This window comes from Streptomyces sp. NPDC002476 (assembly GCF_042889785.1).
In the GTDB taxonomy this organism is placed as follows: Bacteria; Actinomycetota; Actinomycetes; order Streptomycetales; family Streptomycetaceae; genus Streptomyces.
Genome location: NZ_JBIARH010000006.1, coordinates 110,769 through 128,863, shown reverse-complemented (window position 1 = coordinate 128,863; position 18,095 = coordinate 110,769). Strand labels below are relative to the sequence as shown.

Annotated in this window: 15 protein-coding genes and 1 pseudogene; 15 read left to right on the top strand and 1 reads right to left on the bottom strand. The window is 71.4% G+C overall.

From position 1 onward, the window contains the following. The first annotated feature begins 161 nt into the window (after window positions 1–161). The 6 genes and pseudogenes from ACFYXM_RS09580 (at window position 162) to ftsH (ending at window position 10,049) form a co-directional block, all read left to right on the top strand. Complete coding sequence (locus tag ACFYXM_RS09580; protein ID WP_389288421.1) at window positions 162–1,637, top strand: hypothetical protein; 1,476 nt, start codon at window positions 162–164, stop codon at window positions 1,635–1,637. Window positions 1,638–2,193: 556 nt separating this feature from the next. Then, the gene (locus ACFYXM_RS09575) at window positions 2,194–3,552 is read left to right on the top strand and encodes an ammonium transporter (RefSeq protein ID WP_389288420.1); all 1,359 of its coding nucleotides are present in this window, start codon (window positions 2,194–2,196) and stop codon (window positions 3,550–3,552) included. Further along, complete coding sequence (locus ACFYXM_RS09570; RefSeq protein ID WP_389288419.1) at window positions 3,549–3,887, top strand: P-II family nitrogen regulator; 339 nt, start codon at window positions 3,549–3,551, stop codon at window positions 3,885–3,887. Before ACFYXM_RS09575 ends, ACFYXM_RS09570 begins: the two co-directional genes overlap by 4 nt. 137 nt (window positions 3,888–4,024) lie before the next feature. Beyond that, window positions 4,025–5,950: pseudogene (locus tag ACFYXM_RS09565) on the top strand ([protein-PII] uridylyltransferase); the annotation flags it as partial. A gap of 314 nt (window positions 5,951–6,264) precedes the next feature. Further along, window positions 6,265–7,812: a signal recognition particle protein gene (ffh, locus tag ACFYXM_RS09560; RefSeq protein WP_360104065.1), complete on the top strand. Its 1,548-nt coding sequence runs from the start codon at window positions 6,265–6,267 to the stop codon at window positions 7,810–7,812. Between the two features lie 323 nt (window positions 7,813–8,135). After that, the gene (ftsH, locus tag ACFYXM_RS09555) at window positions 8,136–10,049 is read left to right on the top strand and encodes an ATP-dependent zinc metalloprotease FtsH (RefSeq protein ID WP_389288418.1); all 1,914 of its coding nucleotides are present in this window, start codon (window positions 8,136–8,138) and stop codon (window positions 10,047–10,049) included. Window positions 10,050–10,252: 203 nt separating this feature from the next. Here ftsH and ACFYXM_RS09550 read toward each other — a convergent pair whose 3' ends face one another. Beyond that, window positions 10,253–11,113, bottom strand: coding sequence for a class I SAM-dependent methyltransferase (locus ACFYXM_RS09550; RefSeq protein ID WP_389288417.1), 861 nt, complete (start codon window positions 11,111–11,113; stop codon window positions 10,253–10,255). Between the two features lie 622 nt (window positions 11,114–11,735). On the opposite strand from ACFYXM_RS09550, the gene ACFYXM_RS09545 reads away from it, so the two are divergent. The 9 genes from ACFYXM_RS09545 (at window position 11,736) to lepB (ACFYXM_RS09505) (ending at window position 18,092) form a co-directional block, all read left to right on the top strand. Continuing rightward, the gene (locus ACFYXM_RS09545) at window positions 11,736–12,329 is read left to right on the top strand and encodes a hypothetical protein (protein ID WP_328906096.1); all 594 of its coding nucleotides are present in this window, start codon (window positions 11,736–11,738) and stop codon (window positions 12,327–12,329) included. 156 nt (window positions 12,330–12,485) lie between these two features. Next, window positions 12,486–12,923: a 30S ribosomal protein S16 gene (gene rpsP / locus ACFYXM_RS09540; RefSeq protein WP_073784878.1), complete on the top strand. Its 438-nt coding sequence runs from the start codon at window positions 12,486–12,488 to the stop codon at window positions 12,921–12,923. Window positions 12,924–12,925: 2 nt separating this feature from the next. After that, the gene (locus ACFYXM_RS09535) at window positions 12,926–13,165 is read left to right on the top strand and encodes an RNA-binding protein (RefSeq protein WP_005311361.1); all 240 of its coding nucleotides are present in this window, start codon (window positions 12,926–12,928) and stop codon (window positions 13,163–13,165) included. Window positions 13,166–13,450: 285 nt separating this feature from the next. Next, on the top strand, window positions 13,451–14,068 hold the full coding sequence (gene rimM, locus ACFYXM_RS09530; RefSeq protein WP_389288416.1) for a ribosome maturation factor RimM: 618 nt from the start codon (window positions 13,451–13,453) through the stop codon (window positions 14,066–14,068). Further along, complete coding sequence (gene trmD / locus ACFYXM_RS09525) at window positions 14,068–14,889, top strand: tRNA (guanosine(37)-N1)-methyltransferase TrmD (RefSeq protein ID WP_351629602.1); 822 nt, start codon at window positions 14,068–14,070, stop codon at window positions 14,887–14,889. Before rimM ends, trmD begins: the two co-directional genes overlap by 1 nt. Before the next feature lie 162 nt (window positions 14,890–15,051). After that, window positions 15,052–15,402, top strand: coding sequence for a 50S ribosomal protein L19 (rplS, locus tag ACFYXM_RS09520; RefSeq protein WP_148839582.1), 351 nt, complete (start codon window positions 15,052–15,054; stop codon window positions 15,400–15,402). Window positions 15,403–15,447: 45 nt separating this feature from the next. Further along, a complete protein-coding gene (lepB, locus tag ACFYXM_RS09515) occupies window positions 15,448–16,218 on the top strand; it encodes a signal peptidase I (RefSeq protein WP_389288415.1) in 771 nt (256 codons plus the stop codon). Continuing rightward, the gene (gene lepB, locus ACFYXM_RS09510; protein ID WP_389288414.1) at window positions 16,211–17,287 is read left to right on the top strand and encodes a signal peptidase I; all 1,077 of its coding nucleotides are present in this window, start codon (window positions 16,211–16,213) and stop codon (window positions 17,285–17,287) included. The genes lepB (ACFYXM_RS09515) and lepB (ACFYXM_RS09510) overlap by 8 nt, the downstream gene beginning before the upstream one ends. After that, window positions 17,187–18,092: a signal peptidase I gene (lepB, locus tag ACFYXM_RS09505; RefSeq protein ID WP_389288555.1), complete on the top strand. Its 906-nt coding sequence runs from the start codon at window positions 17,187–17,189 to the stop codon at window positions 18,090–18,092. Before lepB (ACFYXM_RS09510) ends, lepB (ACFYXM_RS09505) begins: the two co-directional genes overlap by 101 nt. Window positions 18,093–18,095 lie beyond the last annotated feature (3 nt).

The window sequence follows — 18,095 nt, the reverse complement described above, 5'->3', positions numbered from 1 at the left end:
GGAAGTATGTGCGCGCACGGGTATGCCGGAGGCAACCCGATTTCCTGTTCGATCGCGTGCAGTCTCCGTATGGGCGTCATCGGATCAGGGCATTCTCACAGCGGTTCGCGCGACAGCGTTCGTCGGGATCGCGACGGTTTCAGCGGGATGGGGGCGTTCCAGTGAGTGGCAGCGGCGCAGGCGATACGAATGCCGGTAGGCGCCCCAACGAGCAATTGAGTTCGTGGTTCGTGCGCAGCGGCTGGTCGAAGGGCGAGCTGGCGCGGCAGGTCAATCGGCGGGCGCGGCAAATGGGTGCGCATCACATCAGTACCGACACCTCCCGGGTGCGGCGCTGGCTCGACGGCGAGCAGCCGCGCGAGCCCATTCCGCGCATTCTGTCCGAGCTGTTCTCGGAGCGTTTCGGCTCGGTCGTGGCGGTCGAGGATCTCGGACTGCGCTCCGCGCACCAGTCGCCCTCCGTGTCCGGGGTCGACCTGCCCTGGGCCGGACCGCAGACCGTCGCCCTGCTCAGCGAGTTCTCGCGCAGCGATCTGATGCTCGCGCGGCGCGGATTCCTCGGGTCCTCGCTCGCCCTCGCCGCCGGACCCGCCCTCGTCGAACCCATGCAGCGCTGGCTGGTGCCCGTGGCCGCCTCCGGACCCGCGGAGCCCGAGCCGGCCGCGGCGGCCCGTCGTCCCTCCAAGCTCTCGGGGCCCGAGCTCGACCTGCTGGAGTCGACCACGGCGATGTTCCGCCAGTGGGACGCGCAGTGCGGCGGCGGTCTGCGCCGCAAGGCCGTCGTCGGCCAGCTCCACGAAGTCACCGACCTGCTGCAGGAGCCTCAGCCGGAGGCCACCGCCAAGCGCCTCTTCCGCTGCGCGGCCGAGCTGGCCGAGCTGGCGGGCTGGATGAGCTACGACGTCGGTCTCCAGCCCACGGCCCAGAAGTACTTCGTTCTGGCGCTGCACGCGTCGAAAGAGGCCGGGGACAAACCGCTCGGTTCGTATGTTCTCTCCAGCATGAGCCGGCAGATGATCCATCTCGGACGGCCCGACGACGCCCTCGAACTGATCCACCTCGCCCAGTACGGCAGCCGCGACTGCGCCAGCCCGCGCACCCAGGCCATGCTGTACGCGATGGAGGCCCGCGCGTACGCCAACATGGGCCAGGCGGCCAAGTGCAAGCGAGCCGTCCGGATGGCCGAGGACACGTTCCTCGACGTCGGGATCGACGGCGAGCCCGAACCCGACTGGATCCGCTTCTTCTCGGAGGCCGAGCTCAACGGCGAGAACTCCCACTCGTTCCGCGACCTCGCCTACATCGCGGGCCGCAGACCCACGTACGCCGGGCTCGCCGAACCGCGCATGCGCAAGGCGGTCCAGTTGTTCAGCCAGGACGACGAGCATCAGCGGTCCTACGCGCTCAACCTGATCGGTCTCGCAAGCGTCCACCTGCTCAAACGCGAGCCCGAGGAGTCCACCCTGCTCGCCGAGAAGGCGCTCCGGATCGCCAAGAAGATCCGTTCCGAACGCGTCAACACCCGGCTCCGCAAGACCGTCGACACCGCGGCCAGGGACTTCGGGGACATCCCCGAGGTCGCCAGGCTGACCGACCTCCTCACCGAGCAGCTGCCCGAAACCGCCGAGGCGGTTTGACGGGCGGCGCCCCGGACACCGGCCACGACGGCCGCCCCGCACACATCGACTTCGGCTCCCCCAATCGCCAGGTCGCGGAGTGGCCGGCGTGGCCGGTTCGCATTCCCGCCCGCGGTGCGGGAGGCGACGTGAAGCGCGCGCACGGGAGGCCGGTGCGCGAAGCCGGTGCGTGAGCCCGGCGGGACGCGGAAGGGGGCCGGCCGGCCCTGCTCTCGCGGGCGCCCGGCGCGGCCCGTGTGCGGCGTCGGGCGTCGTACGTGCCCGGGGGCACGTGCGCCATCGACGGTTCACGGGGACTTAACACACCGGACGCGTTCGTCACCGCCGCGAAACACCGTGCGGCATCGCCGGAAACCGCGCCGGGCGATTCTCGTGGTGCACGACGGCCCGCATCCTCCCCCGCGGTCCGCACCTGACCTTCCCAGCGGTCCCGCACGCGGCCTTTCCAGCGGTCCCGCACGCGGCCTTTCCGACGGTCCCGCACGGGTCCTTCCCAGCGGTTGCGCACACGGCCCGTCCGTCCGGCCGCGGCCGCTCCGACGACGAGGAGGCGCCGATGCCCCCAGGCATCACGACGCTCGCCGCAGCCCCTCCGAGCCTGTCTGCCGCCAACACCGGGTTCATGCTCATCTGCTCGGCCCTGGTGATGCTCATGACCCCGGCCCTGGCCTTCTTCTACGGCGGAATGGTCCGCGTCAGGAGCACCCTCAACATGCTGATGATGAGCTTCATCAGCCTCGGGATCGTCACCGTCCTGTGGGTGCTCTACGGGTTTAGTGTCGCCTTCGGCAACGACATCGGATCGGTCGTCGGCTGGGCCCCGGACTACGTGGGGCTGAGCGGGATCGGCCTGAACCAGCTCCGGGACGGCCACACCATCCCCGTGTACGTCTTCGCCGTCTTCCAGCTGATGTTCGCCGTCATCACCCCGGCACTGATCAGCGGCGCCCTGGCCGACCGGGTGAGGTTCACCTCCTGGGCCCTGTTCATCACGCTGTGGGCCTCCGTCGTGTACTTCCCCGTGGCCCACTGGGTCTGGGGCTCGGGCGGCTGGCTCTACGAGATGGGCGTCATCGACTTCGCGGGCGGCACGGCCGTCCACATCGACGCGGGCGCCGCCGCCCTCGGTGTCGTCCTCGTCATCGGCAGGCGCGTCGGCTTCGCGAAGGACCCGCTGCGACCGCACAGCCTGCCGCTGGTGATGCTCGGCGCCGGACTGCTCTGGTTCGGCTGGTTCGGTTTCAACGCCGGATCGTGGCTGGGCAACGACGACGGCGTCGCCGCGGTCATGTTCGTCAACACCCAGGTCGCCGCCGCCGCCGCGATGCTCTCCTGGCTCGCGTACGAGAAGCTCCGCCACGGCTCCTTCACCACGCTCGGCGCGGCCTCCGGCGCGGTCGCGGGCCTCGTCGCCATCACACCGTCCGGCGGCGCCGTCAGCCCGCTCGGTGCCCTCGCGGTCGGGGCCGTCGCCGGGGTGCTGTGCGCCACGGCCGTCGGCCTGAAGCACCGGTTCGGCTACGACGACTCCCTGGACGTCGTGGGCGTCCACCTCGGCGGCGGTGTCGTCGGCTCCCTCCTCGTCGGTCTCTTCGCCACCGGCGGTGTCCAGTCCCCCGCCAAGGGCCTCTTCTACGGCGGTGGCCTCGAACAGCTCGGCAAGCAGGCCGTCGGGGTCTTCTCCGTCCTCGCGTACTCCCTGGTCGTCTCCGCGGCCCTGGCCTTCCTCCTGGACCGGACGATCGGGATGCGGGTCGGCGAGGACGACGAGATCTCCGGCATCGACCGGGCCGAGCACGCCGAGACCGCGTACGACTTCGGTGGAGCGGGCGGCGGAACGTCGCCGCGTGCCGCAGACGCGGCCCCGGGAACCGGCTCCACGGCGGTACGGCACACCAGGAAGGTGGACGCATGAAGCTCATCACGGCGGTCGTGAAACCGCACCGGCTCGACGAGATCAAGGAGGCCCTGCATGCCTTCGGCGTCCAGGGACTCACGGTCACGGAGGCCAGCGGGTACGGACGGCAGCGCGGCCACACCGAGGTCTACCGGGGCGCCGAGTACACCGTCGACCTCGTCCCCAAGATCCGCATCGAGGTCCTCGTCGAGGACGAGGATGCCGAACAGCTCATCGACGTCGTGGTGAAGGCCGCCCGGACCGGCAAGATCGGCGACGGCAAGGTCTGGAGCGTGCCGGTCGACACCGCCGTCCGGGTCCGGACGGGCGAACGCGGCCCGGACGCGCTCTGAGCGGACCATCTCCGACCGGACGCGTGCTGGGGCGCGTTCCGGCCGGCCGAGGACCGGGCGCACGCCGCCCGGGACCGGCCCGGACCCCGGGGCGGCTCGCACAGCCTCCCCGGGGCCCCGAAACGAAAGGCACCCGGATGACGAGCGCCGAAGCGCCCCCCGACGTGAACACCGGTGCGGCCACCGACGTGACCACCGGATCCACGGCCCCGGGACCCGGCGGCTACGCGGCGGCCCGCCTGCGCCTCCTGCGGGCGGCGGAGCGGTCCGGGCCGCGGCGGCGCACCGCCCTCGCGTCGCTCACCGACGACTGGCTCACCGCGCTGTTCACCACGGCCGCCGGGCGGACCGGCGTCGGGGGCGCCGCCCTCGTCGCGGTCGGCGGCTACGGACGCGGCGAACTCTCCCCGCGCAGCGACCTCGATCTGCTGCTCCTGCACGACGGCGGGGCCGGCCCCGGAGCCGTCGCCGCCCTCGCCGACCACCTCTGGTACCCCGTCTGGGACCTCGGCATCGCGCTCGACCACTCCGTACGCACCCCCGCGGAAGCCCGCCGGACGGCCGGCGAGGACCTCAGGGTCCAGCTCGGACTGCTGGACGCCCGGCCGGTCGCCGGGGATCCGGGCCTCGTCGCCGCCCTGCGCGCCGCGGTCCTCGCCGACTGGCGCGACCAGGCTCCCGGGCGGCTCCCCGCCCTCGCCGAACTCTGCCGCGCACGGGCCGAACGCCACGGCGAGCTGCGCTTCCTCCTCGAACCCGATCTCAAGGAGTCGCGCGGAGGACTGCGCGACCTCACCGCCCTGCGGGCCGTGGCCGCCTCGTGGATCGCCGACGCCCCGCGCGAGGGCCTCGCCGGGGCCCGCCGCGTCCTCCTCGACACCAGGGACGCACTCCACCTCGCCACCGGCCGCGCCACCGAACGCCTCGCCCTCCAGGAACAGGACCAGGTCGCCGCCGCCCTCGGACTCCTCGACGCCGACGCCCTGCTCCGGCAGGTGTACGAGGCCGCCGGCACGGTCTCGTACGCGGCGGACACCACCTGGCGCGAGGTCGACCGCGTCCTGCGCGCCCGCTCCGCCCGCCCCCGGCCGCGCGCCCTCCTCGGCGGCGGCAGGCCCGCGGGGACCGAGCGCACCCCGCTCGCCGACGGCGTGGTCGAGGCCGACGGCGAGGCCGTCCTCGCCCGCACCGCCCGCCCCGAACGCGACCCGGTGCTGCCGTTGCGCGCCGCCGCGGCGGCGGCCCGGTCCGGGCTCTCCCGGTACGCCGTACGCCGCCTCGCCGCCACCGCCCGCCCGCTCCCGGTGCCCTGGCCCGCCGAGGCCCGCGAGGAACTCGTCATCCTCCTCGGCGCGGGCGGGGCCTCCGTCCCCGTCTGGGAGGCGCTCGAAGCCGAGGGGCTGATCGGCCGACTGCTCCCGGACTGGGAACGCGTCCGCTGCCGCCCCCGGCGCAACCCCGTCCACACCTGGACCGTCGACCGCCACCTCGTCGAGACGGCGGTCCGGGCCTCCTCTCTCACCCGGCGCGTCGGACGGCCCGACCTCCTGCTCGTCGCCGCGCTCCTGCACGACATCGGCAAGGGCCGGCCGGGCGACCATTCGGTCACCGGTGAGGTCATCGCCCGGGACACGGCGGCCCGGATCGGTTTCGACCGGCACGACGTGGGCGTGATCGCCACCCTCGTACGCCATCACCTGCTGCTCGTCGAGACCGCGACCCGGCGCGACCTCGACGACCCCGCGACCGTCCGCTCCGTCGCCGAGGCCGTCTCCACCCCGTCCACCCTGGAGCTCCTGCACGCCCTCACGGAGGCGGACGCCCTCGCCACCGGCCCCGCCGCCTGGTCCGCCTGGCGCGCCCTGCTCGTCGACGACCTGGTCGGGCGCGTCGCCGCCGTGCTCGCCGGCCGGGAATCCGAAGAACCGGAACCCGCCGAGCCCGATGCCGAGGAGGAACGGCTCGCCGTCGAGACCCTGCGTACCGGCGGGCCCGCCCTCGCCCTGAACGCCCGGACGGGGACCCCGGCCCGGAAGGACGGCTCGGTGCCGGCGGACGCGGAGGCGGCGCCCCTCGCGAAGGCTCTGGAGGACGCCTTGCGGTGAGGCGCGAGGGAGCGCGCTCGCCCGCGTGGGCGGCATGCTCGTCCTGGTGGACACCGGGCGGATGCCGATGGACATGTTCCCCGTCGGCCGCAGGACGTTCCGGCGTCGACCGCCGTCCATCGCGTGCGCGCCCGGTGCGGACACCGCTCCCGCCACCGCGGCGCCGCGGCCCTCGTCGGCAGAAGAGGGCGGGCAGGGGCTGCCGCTTGCCCGAGCCGGATACTCTAGAGAGCGATCTGCTATGCCCCCGACCCCGAGGACCGACGAGCGCCGTGTTCGATACTCTCTCCGACCGTCTTAGCGCGACTTTCAAGAACCTCCGGGGCAAGGGCCGCTTGTCCGAGGCGGACATCGACGCCACGGCACGCGAGATCCGTATCGCCCTGCTCGAAGCGGACGTCGCCCTCCCCGTCGTCCGGGCCTTCATCGCCAACGTCAAGGAGCGGGCGCGTGGCGCCGAGGTCTCCCAGGCGCTGAACCCGGCCCAGCAGGTCGTCAAGATCGTCAACGAGGAGCTCGTCTCCATCCTCGGTGGCGAGACCCGGCGGCTGCGGTTCGCCAAGAACCCGCCGACCGTGATCATGCTCGCGGGTCTCCAGGGTGCCGGTAAGACCACCCTCGCCGGAAAGCTCGGCCGCTGGCTCAAGGGCCAGGGCCACTCCCCGCTGCTCGTCGCCTGTGACCTCCAGCGCCCCAACGCCGTCAACCAGCTCAGCGTCGTCGCCGACCGGGCCGGTGTCGCGGTGTACGCCCCCGAGCCGGGCAACGGCGTCGGCGACCCGGTCCAGGTCGCCAAGGACTCGATCGAGCACGCCCGGTCCAAGCAGTACGACGTCGTGATCGTCGACACCGCCGGCCGTCTCGGGATCGACCAGGAGCTGATGCAGCAGGCCGCGGACATCCGTGACGCCGTCAGCCCCGACGAGATCCTCTTCGTCGTCGACGCGATGATCGGTCAGGACGCGGTCAACACGGCCGAGGCGTTCCGCGACGGCGTCGGCTTCGACGGCGTGGTGCTCTCCAAGCTCGACGGCGACGCCCGCGGTGGTGCGGCCCTGTCGATCGCCCATGTCACGGGCAAGCAGATCATGTTCGCGTCGAACGGTGAGAAGCTCGACGACTTCGACGCCTTCCACCCCGACCGCATGGCGTCCCGCATCCTCGACATGGGTGACCTGCTCACCCTGATCGAGCAGGCGGAGAAGACCTTCAGCCAGGAAGAGGCCGCCAAGATGGCCTCCAAGCTGGCGTCCAAGAAGGGGCAGGACTTCACGCTCGACGACTTCCTGGCCCAGATGGAGCAGGTCAGGAAGATGGGCTCCATCTCCAAGCTGCTGGGGATGCTGCCCGGCATGGGGCAGATCAAGGACCAGATCAACAACATCGACGAGCGCGACGTGGACCGCACCGCCGCGATCATCAAGTCGATGACCCCGAAGGAGCGGGCCGAGCCGACGATCATCAACGGCTCGCGCCGGGCGCGCATCGCCAAGGGTTCCGGTGTCGAGGTCAGCGCGGTGAAGAACCTGGTGGAGCGGTTCTTCGAGGCGCGCAAGATGATGTCGAAGATGGCGCAGGGCGGCGGGATGCCTGGTATGCCGGGGATGCCCGGCATGGGTGGTGGCCCCGGCCGTCAGAAGAAGCAGGTCAAGCAGGCCAAGGGCAAGCGCAAGAGCGGCAACCCGATGAAGCGCAAGGCCGAGGAGCAGGCCGCCGCTGCCCGTCGCGCCCAGGCCGCGCAGGGCGGTGCGCCCGGCCTTCCGGCCCCGGGCGACAAGGGCTTCGAGCTGCCGGACGAGTTCAAGAAGTTCATGGGCTGACCGCACCGCGAGCCGTGGACGCGGGCCGTGCGACGGTCCGTACCCGAGGGGCGCCCGCCGACTCCGGTTTCCAGTGAAAGACTCCTGGAACCCGAGGGCGGCGGGCGCCCCTCGCGCATGTGCTCCGAAGCCGCTCTGTGATCGTCTCCTTCCGGCCGTCGCCTTCGGACGTCTTCCCGCGGCCGTCCTCCCGTGGTCGTCGCCCCGCGCGGCGTTCTCCGTGGCGTTTCCCTCCCTCGGGCCGACCGGACGGGCTCACGAGAAGCCGTGATCTGACTTTTCATCTAATGTCACGTCTAACGGCTGCCGGAAGAGGAGCATGCGTGACCAGTCCCGTACCTCCGCGCGATCGCACCGACCAGCCGTGGCGTTCCGAGGGCGCCCCGCCGCCCCCGCCGCAGGGCCGGAAGATGCCGGGAGGCTGGGGCGGGCTGCTGCTGACCGCGCTCGCCGTCTACCTGCTCGCCAACCTGGTGCTGTCCTTCTTCAACGGCGCCGAGGGACGGTCGGTCTCCTACACGGAATTCAGCAAGCAGGTCACCTCGGGGAACGTGGCCAAGATCTACTCCAAGGGCGATGCCATCGAGGGGCAGCTCAAGAAGGAGGCGAAGGTCCCGGGGACCGACCACAAGTACACCAGGTTCGTCACCCAGCGCCCGGCCTTCGCGGACGACAACCTCTGGGCCGAACTGGTCAAGAGCGATGTCACGGTCACGGCCGAGCCCGTCGTACAGCAGCGGAGCCTTCTCGCGAACCTGCTGATCTCGCTGGCACCGATGCTGCTGCTCGTGCTGCTCTGGGTGTTCGTCGCCCGGCGGATGGCCCGGGGCACGGGCGGCGGGCTCGGCGGCCTCGGCCGCAAGGCCCCGCCCAAGCCCGTCGAACTGGAGGCTGGCAAGCGCACCACCTTCAAGGACGTGGCCGGGATCGACGAGGTCGAGGGCGAACTCGACGACGTCGTGGACTTCCTGAAGAACCCGCAGGCGTACCGGAGGATGGGCGCCCGGATGCCCGGGGGCGTGCTCCTCGTCGGACCGCCCGGCACCGGCAAGACCCTGCTCGCCCGGGCCGTCGCGGGCGAGGCGGGGGTGCCGTTCTTCTCGGCGTCGGCCTCCGAGTTCATCGAGATGATCGTCGGCGTCGGCGCGAGCCGGGTCCGGGAACTGTTCCAGGAGGCGCGCAAGGTCGCCCCCGCGATCGTCTTCATCGACGAGATCGACACCATCGGCCGGGCCCGGGGCGGAGGCACCGGCATGGGCGGCCACGACGAGCGCGAGCAGACACTGAACCAGATCCTCACCGAGATGGACGGCTTCTCCGGCTCCGAGGGCGTCGTCGTCCTCGCGGCCACCAACCGTGCGGACGTCCTCGACCCGGCGCTGACCCGGCCCGGCCGCTTCGACCGGATCGTCCAGGTCAGCCCGCCCGACCGGAACGGCAGGGAGGCGATCCTGGAGATCCACACCCGTCGGATCCCGCTCGCCGACAACGTGGACCTGGGCCAGGTGGCCACCACGACCCCCGGCATGACCGGCGCCGATCTCGCCAACCTGGCCAACGAGGCCGCGCTGCTCGCCGTCAGGCGCGGGCAGGGCGAGGTGAACCGTTCCGACATCTCGGACGCTCTGGAGAAGATCCAGCTCGGTGCCGAACGCTCGCTGATCATGTCCGACGAGGAACGCCGCAGGACCGCTTACCACGAGAGCGGCCACGCCTTGCTCGGCATGGTCCAGCCGGGGGCGGACCCGGTCCGCAAGGTCACCATCGTGCCGCGCGGCCGGGCCCTGGGCGTCACCCTCTCCACACCGGAGGCCGACAAGTACGCGTACACGGAGGAGTACCTGCGCGGCCGGATCATCGGCGCGCTCGGCGGGATGGCCGCCGAACAGGTCGTCTTCGGAGTCATCACCACCGGTGCCGAGAGCGACCTGGAGCAGGTCACCCAGCTGGCCCGGGGCATGGTCGGCCGCTGGGGCATGAGCCCCAGGGTCGGCAGACTGACGGCCATCCCGGGCGACGCCCAGCAGGCGTACGGACTGTCGGCCGCCCCCTCGACGCTGGACGCCGTGGACGGCGAGATGCGGCGCATCGTCGACGAGTGCTACGAGGCGGCGTGCGGGCTGCTGCGCGAGAACCGGGACCGCCTGGACGCGCTGGCCGCGGCCCTGCTGGCGAACGAGACTCTGGACGAGGCCGAGGCGTACCGGGCGGCGGGCATCACCCGTTCGGGCACATAGCGACCGCCATCACCGGACGTGTGCACGGGGACGAGGTTTCAAGACGCCCCGGCCCGCGTACGGAGGAGCACGGAAGGGACCGCGTACGGGCGGCGGCATGCAGCAGGGGGAGCCCTTTCGGGGGCGCGGGGGGCCGACGCCCCGGCGGGTGTGACAGGACAGGTCCAGCAGGGTCGTAGCCGCGCGCGGGCAGGACAGCCGCCTCAGACGGTGCACACGAGATAGCGGAAGACGTTCGGCATCCAGACGCTGCCGTCCCGCCGCCGGTGCGGACGCAGGGCCCGCGCCACCTCGCTCTCCACCCGGCGCCGGTCCCTCGCCCGCACCGCCCTGTCGAACAGCCGGGTGGACAGCAGTCCCCGGACCGCGCTCTCCATGTCCGGGTAACCGAACGGGCACGCCACCCGCCCGGAACCGTCCGGCATCAGACCCGCCCGGAACGCCACTTCTTCGAGGTCGTCCCGGCGCGGCGGACGCCAGCCGCCGGAACGTGACGCCCGGCCCCCGTCGGCACCCCGGCCCGCCACCCGCAGCACCGGCGCCGTCGCGCACCGCTCCGGCGGGCCCCACCCGGTCAGGACGACCGCGCTTCCCCGGGTGGCCAGCGGTACGGCGGCGCGCAGCGTCGCCACGAGCCGCTCGTCGTCGCCGTCCGTGCACGCGAGCGGGGTGAACGCCGTGATCAGGTCGTACGGCGTTCCGTCCACCGGGGCCGCCTCCGACGGATCACCGGCCACGAGCCGATGCCCCGCCGTGCCGGGGCCCTCGTCGCCCGACGCACCGGGCAGCAGCCGCGCCCGTGCGAGCTCCAGCCGGTCCGGGTCGGTGTCGACGCCGGTGACGCGCGCCCCGCGCCCGGCGGCGATCAGCAGCGCGAGACCGGAGCCGCAGCCGAGCGAGAGCAATCGGGTGCCCTTTCCCACTTCGAGCCGCTCGTACACCGCCTCGTACAGCGGTGCGAGCATCCGTTCCTGGATCTCCGCCCAGTCCCGGGCGCGAGTACCGGGGGCCACCGTGCCGGCCGTGTCCGCGTGGCCGTGGTGCCGGACGAGCGTACGTGTCATGGAAGCGCCCCAATCCGCCGAGAGGTCGGTCCTGTCCGATCGGTCGTGCCCGAGTGGTGCCCCCGTCGCGTCCGCGCCGCCCTCCACGGGCCGGGGAACCGCGCACCCGCCACTGGCCTCCGGGAGGCGGTCTCCTCGTCGAGGACACGCAGGGGCCGCCCCGGCGGCGCGCGGGCGCCGGTTGACGGGCGCCGACAGGCGGACACCGGAAAGCGGATGCTCCGTACGCCTGTTGCCCGTTCCTCACCCCAGTCTCACCCGACACGCGGAACCGGGCACGTCGAGGACGCCGCGCCGCCGGCGCGGCGCCCGCCCGGCCGCCCCGGCCGACAGGTGTCCTCGACGGCGGTGCGCCCGTCGGCGGCGCCGTACCCGTCCCGGGAACACGTACCCGCCTCGGAGGCCGCCGGGCGGCCCGCGTACGGTTGCCGTCTACACACCCGTCTACACGTCCAGGCGTACCAGTCGCTACGTACCACCTTGGCGTGAGCTGTGAGACTTCTCCGCAGATCTGCGCACCCGCCCTCGTCAGGACGCATCAATGGCAACTGACTGGTACGTGCAAATTATTTGGGATGGCCCGGAATCGGAACACCGGGGCACTCGCGCTCGTTGTCACGACGTGAGCACGACACCACCTGTACTTGCCGCGGAGCTGGCGCAGGCGTGGGCCGACATTCAGCGGTACCACCCCGAGCTGCCGGATCTCGCCGCTCCCGAGTCCCTGATCGGAGAGTCCTCGTCCGCCTGTGGCGCCGAACTCTCATTCGAGCGACTGCTGCACGAGGCAGTCCATGGCATCGCCGCCGCGCGAGGTGTGCGTGACACCTCGCGGGCCGGCCGTTATCACAACCGCCGATTCCTCGCGATCGCCGAGGAACTGGGTCTCGACCACGCCGAGGAGCCCCACCCCAGCAGCGGCTTCTCGCTGGTCACGCTCAATCCCGAGGCCAAGCGCCGGTACCGCCCGACGATCGAGCGGCTGCAGCGCGCACTCAAGGCGCACACCGTCGCCACCGCCGCCGACACCAAGCGTTCGTTCCGCGGGCCCGCCGCCCGGCACGGCTCCTCCGGGGGAGGTGTCCGCGTCAAGGCCGTCTGCGACTGCGGGCGCAACGTGCGGGTCGTTCCGTCGGTCCTGGCGCAGGCGCCGATCGTCTGCGGAGGCTGCGGAAAGCCGTTCCGCATTCCGGAAGCGGCGGTCGCTGTGAGGTGACCTCATGGGGTGTGGCAGAATAGCCAGCTGTACTCGACAGCCGCACAGGACCCCTCTCTCCTCCGGCTGACGCGTCCATCGGGCACCCGAGTACCGCAACCCCACGTGGCATCTCGTCGTGCCCAATCACGTCATAGACCAGGAGACACCACTCCCGTGGCAGTCAAGATCAAGCTGAAGCGTCTGGGCAAGATCCGTTCGCCTCACTACCGCATCGTCGTCGCCGACTCCCGTACCCGCCGTGACGGCCGGGCCATCGAGGAGATCGGCCTGTACCACCCGGTGCAGAACCCCTCGCGCATCGAGGTCAACTCGGAGCGCGCGCGTTACTGGCTCTCCGTCGGCGCCCAGCCGACCGAGCCGGTTCTCGCGATCCTGAAGCTCACCGGTGACTGGCAGGCCCACAAGGGTCTCCCGGCCCCCGCGCCGCTGCTGCAGCCGGAGCCGAAGGCCGACAAGCGGGCCCTCTTCGAGAGCCTGGGCGACGGCGAGGAGGCCAAGGGCGAGGCCATCACGCAGAAGGCGAAGAAGTCCGACAAGAAGGCGGACGAGGCTGCTGACGCGGCCGCTCCCGCCGAGTCGACCGAGGCCTGAGCATGCTCGAGGAGGCTCTCGAGCACCTCGTGAAGGGCATCGTCGACAACCCCGACGACGTGCAGGTCGCCTCGCGCAACCTGCGCCGCGGTCGCGTGCTGGAGGTCCGGGTCCATCCCGATGACCTCGGCAAGGTGATCGGCCGCAACGGCCGCACCGCACGCGCGCTGCGTACCGTCGTGGGCGCCATCGGCGGTCGTGGTATCCGCGTCGACCTCGTCGATGTGGACCAGGTTCGCTGAGAAAGTTGAACACCGGCACGGGCCGGGGAGGGCCATGAGCCCGCCCCGGCCCGTCGTCGTACGACAGGGGTGCGGGGCGTCGTAGGTCCTGTCTTCGAACTGTCGTCGTTCGGCCGGAGGCCGGGCCGTGCGGCATCTGGTGCTTCCCCGAGTTCTCGGCTTCGCTCGAACAGGGGAGACCCGTGCGTGCCAGGCGTCGCACGGCAGGCGGCGGTTTGAAGACAGGACCTGGGACGGGGTCGGGTGGAACGTGGAACAGGGTCGTAGGGACAGGAGAAACACAAGGTGCAGTTGGTAGTCGCGCGGATCGGCCGTGCCCATGGCATCAAGGGCGAGGTCACGGTCGAGGTGCGTACGGACGAGCCGGAGCTGAGGCTCGCGCCCGGGGCCGTGCTCGCCACCGATCCGGCCTCCGCCGGACCGTTGACGATCGAGACCGGCCGGGTGCACAGCGGGCGGCTGCTGCTGCGCTTCGAGGGCGTGCGCGACCGCAACGCCGCCGAGGCGCTGCGCAACACGCTCCTGATCGCCGAGGTCGACCCGGCCGAGCTCCCGGAGGACCCCGAGGAGTTCTACGACCACCAGCTGATCGACCTCGACGTCGTCCTCGCCGACGGCACTGCGATCGGCCGGATCACCGAGATCACGCATCTGCCGTCCCAGGACCTGTTCATCGTGGAGCGGCCGGACGGCGGCGAGGTGATGATCCCGTTCGTCGAGGAGATCGTCACCGAGATCGACCTGGAGGAGCAGCGCGCGGTGATCGCTCCGCCGCCGGGGCTGATCGACGAGACCCAGGCCGTGATCGCGTCCTCGCGCGACGAGGACGCGGCGGACGGGGTCCGGGAGGGCGGAACCCGAGCCGACGGGACCTGGGCGTCCGGCTCCGGAGAGGACGCCTGATGCGTCTCGACGTCGTCACGATCTTTCCCGAGTACCTGGAACCGCTGAACGTCTCCCTGGTCGGCAAGGCCCGCGCCCGCGGCCGGCTCGACGTGCACGTCCACGATCTGCGGGGCTGGACGTACGACCGGCACAACACGGTCGACGACACCCCGTACGGCGGCGGCCCCGGCATGGTCATGAAGACCGAGCCCTGGGGGGACGCGCTGGACGACGTCCTCGCGAGCGGTTACGAGGCGGGGGCGCACGCCCCGGTGCTCGTGGTGCCCACGCCCAGCGGCCGTCCGTTCACCCAGGAACTCGCCGTCGAGCTCTCCGAGCGGCCGTGGCTGATCTTCACCCCGGCCCGCTACGAGGGCATCGACCGACGGGTGATGGACGAGTACGCGACCCGCATACCGGTCGTTGAGGTGTCCATCGGCGACTATGTGCTGGCCGGCGGGGAAGCCGCGGTGCTGGTGATCACGGAGGCGGTGGCCCGGCTGCTGCCCGGAGTGCTCGGCAACGCGGAGTCGCACCAGGACGATTCCTTCGCCCCCGGCGCGATGGCCAACCTGCTGGAGGGGCCCGTCTACACCAAGCCGCCCGAGTGGCGCGGCCGGGGCGTCCCGGAGGTCCTGCTCAGCGGCCACCACGGCAGGATCGCGCGCTGGCGCCGGGACGAGGCGTTCCGCCGCACCGCGCTCAACCGGCCCGACCTCATCGAGCGCTGCGAGGCGAGCGGCTTCGACAAGAAGGACCGCGAGATCCTCTCCATCCTCGGCTGGTCCCCGGAACCCGGGGGCCGATTTTGGCGCAGACCCGAGGCCGTGGAAGAATAGGACGCTGCTGTGCGTCCGGCGAGCGCCCCTGCCACAGGGGGAACGGCCGTCGCCTCCTCCGTACGCGGGGGAGCGGTCCAGACGCCCGCCCGGCGCGCGCGGCATCCCATCCTCACGACCTCCCGTCGATGACCTGTGGCATCGGCGAAGAAAGCAGACAAAATGGCTTCCCTGCTCGATGACGTCAATGCCGCGTCGCTGCGTACCGACATCCCGGCGTTCCGCCCCGGTGACACCGTCAACGTCCACGTGCGAGTGATCGAGGGCAACCGCTCCCGTATCCAGCAGTTCAAGGGCGTCGTCATCCGCCGCCAGGGCGCCGGTGTCAGCGAGACCTTCACGGTCCGCAAGGTCTCCTTCAGCGTCGGCGTCGAGCGCACCTTCCCGGTGCACAGCCCGATCTTCGAGAAGATCGAGCTCGTCACCCGCGGTGACGTCCGTCGCGCCAAGCTGTACTACCTCCGTGAGCTGCGCGGCAAGGCCGCGAAGATCAAGGAGAAGCGCGACAACTGAACCGACTCCCGGGTCCACAGGTCGGCCGGTTAAGCTCTGGCCCCGATGGACACGGAAGCCCAGCCTTCGGAGCGCGACCGCTCCTCCGCACCCGCAGCAGGGTCGGAGGGACGGTCGCGCTTCGCGCATGTCTCCCGGCTGATCGCCTCGGTGTCATGGCGGCGCACCGCCGTGACCGGAGCCGTCTGCGCGGTCTTCGTGTTGCTCCTGAGTACCTTCGTGGTGCAGCCCTATCTCATCCCGAGCGGTTCGATGGAACCCACCCTCGAAGTGGGCGACCGGGTGCTGGTGAACAAGCTGGCGTATCGTTTCGGCTCCGCGCCGGGCCGCGGTGACGTGGTGGTCTTCGACGGCACCGGATCCTTCGTCCGCGAACCACCGAGGCAGAATCCGGTCACCGGTCTGCTGCACGGAGCGGCGGCGTCCCTGGGGCTGGCGGAGCCCGCCGAGACCGATTACGTGAAGCGGGTGGTGGGCGTGGGAGGGGACCGGGTGGTCTGCTGCGACCGGCGCGGGCGGATCGAGGTCAACGGCAGCTCCGTCACGGAGGAGTACCTGCATCCGGGGGACGAGCCGTCCCGGGTGCGCTTCGACATCGTCGTCCCCGACGGCACGCTGTGGGTGATGGGCGACCATCGTTCCCGTTCCCGCGACTCGCGCGACCATCTGGGTGATCCCGGCGGCGGCATGGTCCCGGTCGACATGGTGGTCGGCCGGGTGGACTGGATCGGCTGGCCGCCGGGCCGGACGGGCTCGCTACCGGGCAGCGGCGCCTTCACCGGCGTACAGGCACCGACGGGTGGAGCCCATGGGTGACCGCGGCCGACGACGGGGCGACGACGGTCCGGAGGCATCGGGCCCGGACGGCATACGTTCTGCGCCCGCACATCCCCTGCCGACCAGGGCGGAGCGCCGGAAGCGGGCCCGCAGGGTCCGGCGGCGACGGCGCGGGGCGGCCGTCCGGGAGATCCCGCTGCTCGTCCTCGCGGCGCTGCTGATCGCGCTCGTCCTCAAGACCTTCCTGGTACAGGCGTTCGTGATCCCCACGGGATCGATGGAACAGACCATCCGGATCGGCGACCGGGTACTGGTGGACAAGCTGACGCCGTGGTTCGGCTCCCGGCCCGAGCGTGGCGACGTGGTCGTCTTCAAGGACCCGGGCGGCTGGCTGCGGCAGGAGGACACCGGCAAGAAGGACGCGCCCGTCGTCGTGGCGCAGGCGAAGCAGGCGCTGACGTCCGTCGGACTGCTGCCGTCCGACGATGAACAGGACCTGATCAAACGCGTGGTCGGGGTCGGCGGCGATACCGTGAGGTGCTGCGGCGAGGACGGCCGGATCACCGTCAACGGCGAACCGCTCGACGAGCCCTATCTGCACCCCGGCAACCCGCCCTCCCTCATCAAATTCGAGGTAAAGGTTCCGGCCGGGCGGATCTTCGTCATGGGCGACCACCGTTCGGATTCTGCCGATTCCCGCTATCACCTGGACGAGCCGGAGCACGGCACGGTGTCCGAGGACAGCGTCGTGGGACGGGCCGTGGTGATCGCCTGGCCCTTCTCCCACTGGCGAAAGCTGGACGAACCGGCGACATTCGACTCGGTACCTGACGCGCGCGCCGGGACGGCCCCGGTATCGGGCCCGTCGAATAGTGTGTCGTCCAGGGATCCCGACGGAATGATCCCTCTCCCGACCCCTGCGGAACTCCCGCTCGTTATGGGAGTGGTGGGCCTGCGTCGGCTGGGACGCGGGCGGTGGCACGGAGTAAGGAGTGGATGTGGGGGACTTGGCGGTCGGCGCACGATCCGGACACGAACCCGAGGACCGGCCGGACAAGCCGGAGAACGTCGGGTCCGACGGGGCGACGGCGGACCGAGCGGGGACTGACGGCGACTCCTCGCGCGGTGGTACGGGACAGCAGAAGCCGCGCTCCTTCTGGAAGGAGCTGCCCCTGCTCATCGGTATCGCGCTGGTTCTCGCGCTGCTGATCAAGACGTTTCTGGTGCAGGCGTTCTCGATCCCCTCGGATTCGATGCAGAACACGCTGCAACGGGGCGACCGGGTGCTGGTCGACAAGCTGACGCCCTGGTTCGGCGCGGAACCGGAACGCGGCGAGGTCGTGGTCTTCCACGACCCGGGCGGCTGGCTGGAGGACACCCAGGCACCCGAGCCGAACGTGGTGCAGAAGTTCCTCAGCTTCATCGGACTGATGCCGTCCGCCGAGGAGAAGGACCTGATCAAGCGGGTCGTCGCAGTCGGCGGCGACACGGTCGAGTGCAAGAAGGACGGCCCGGTCGTGGTCAACGGCAAGGCCCTCGACGACAAGTCCTTCATCTTCCCGGGGAACACGCCCTGCAACGACGAGCCGTTCGGTCCGATCACGGTTCCCGAGGGCCGGATCTGGGTGATGGGCGACCACCGCCAGAACTCCCTCGACTCCCGCTACCACCAGGAGCTGCCCGGAGGCGGCACGGTCTCCAACGACGAGGTCGTCGGACGCGCCATCGTCGTGGCGTGGCCGATCAACCGCTGGGCGACCCTGCCCGTCCCGAAGACCTTCGACCAGCCCGGGATCAACACGACGGTGAACACGGCGATGAGCCTGGCCCCCGGGGCGCTCGGCCTGGCCGGTGCCGTGCCCCTCGTCCTGTGGCGCCGCAGGAGGCTGACCAGGGGGCGTACCGCCGGGTAGGGT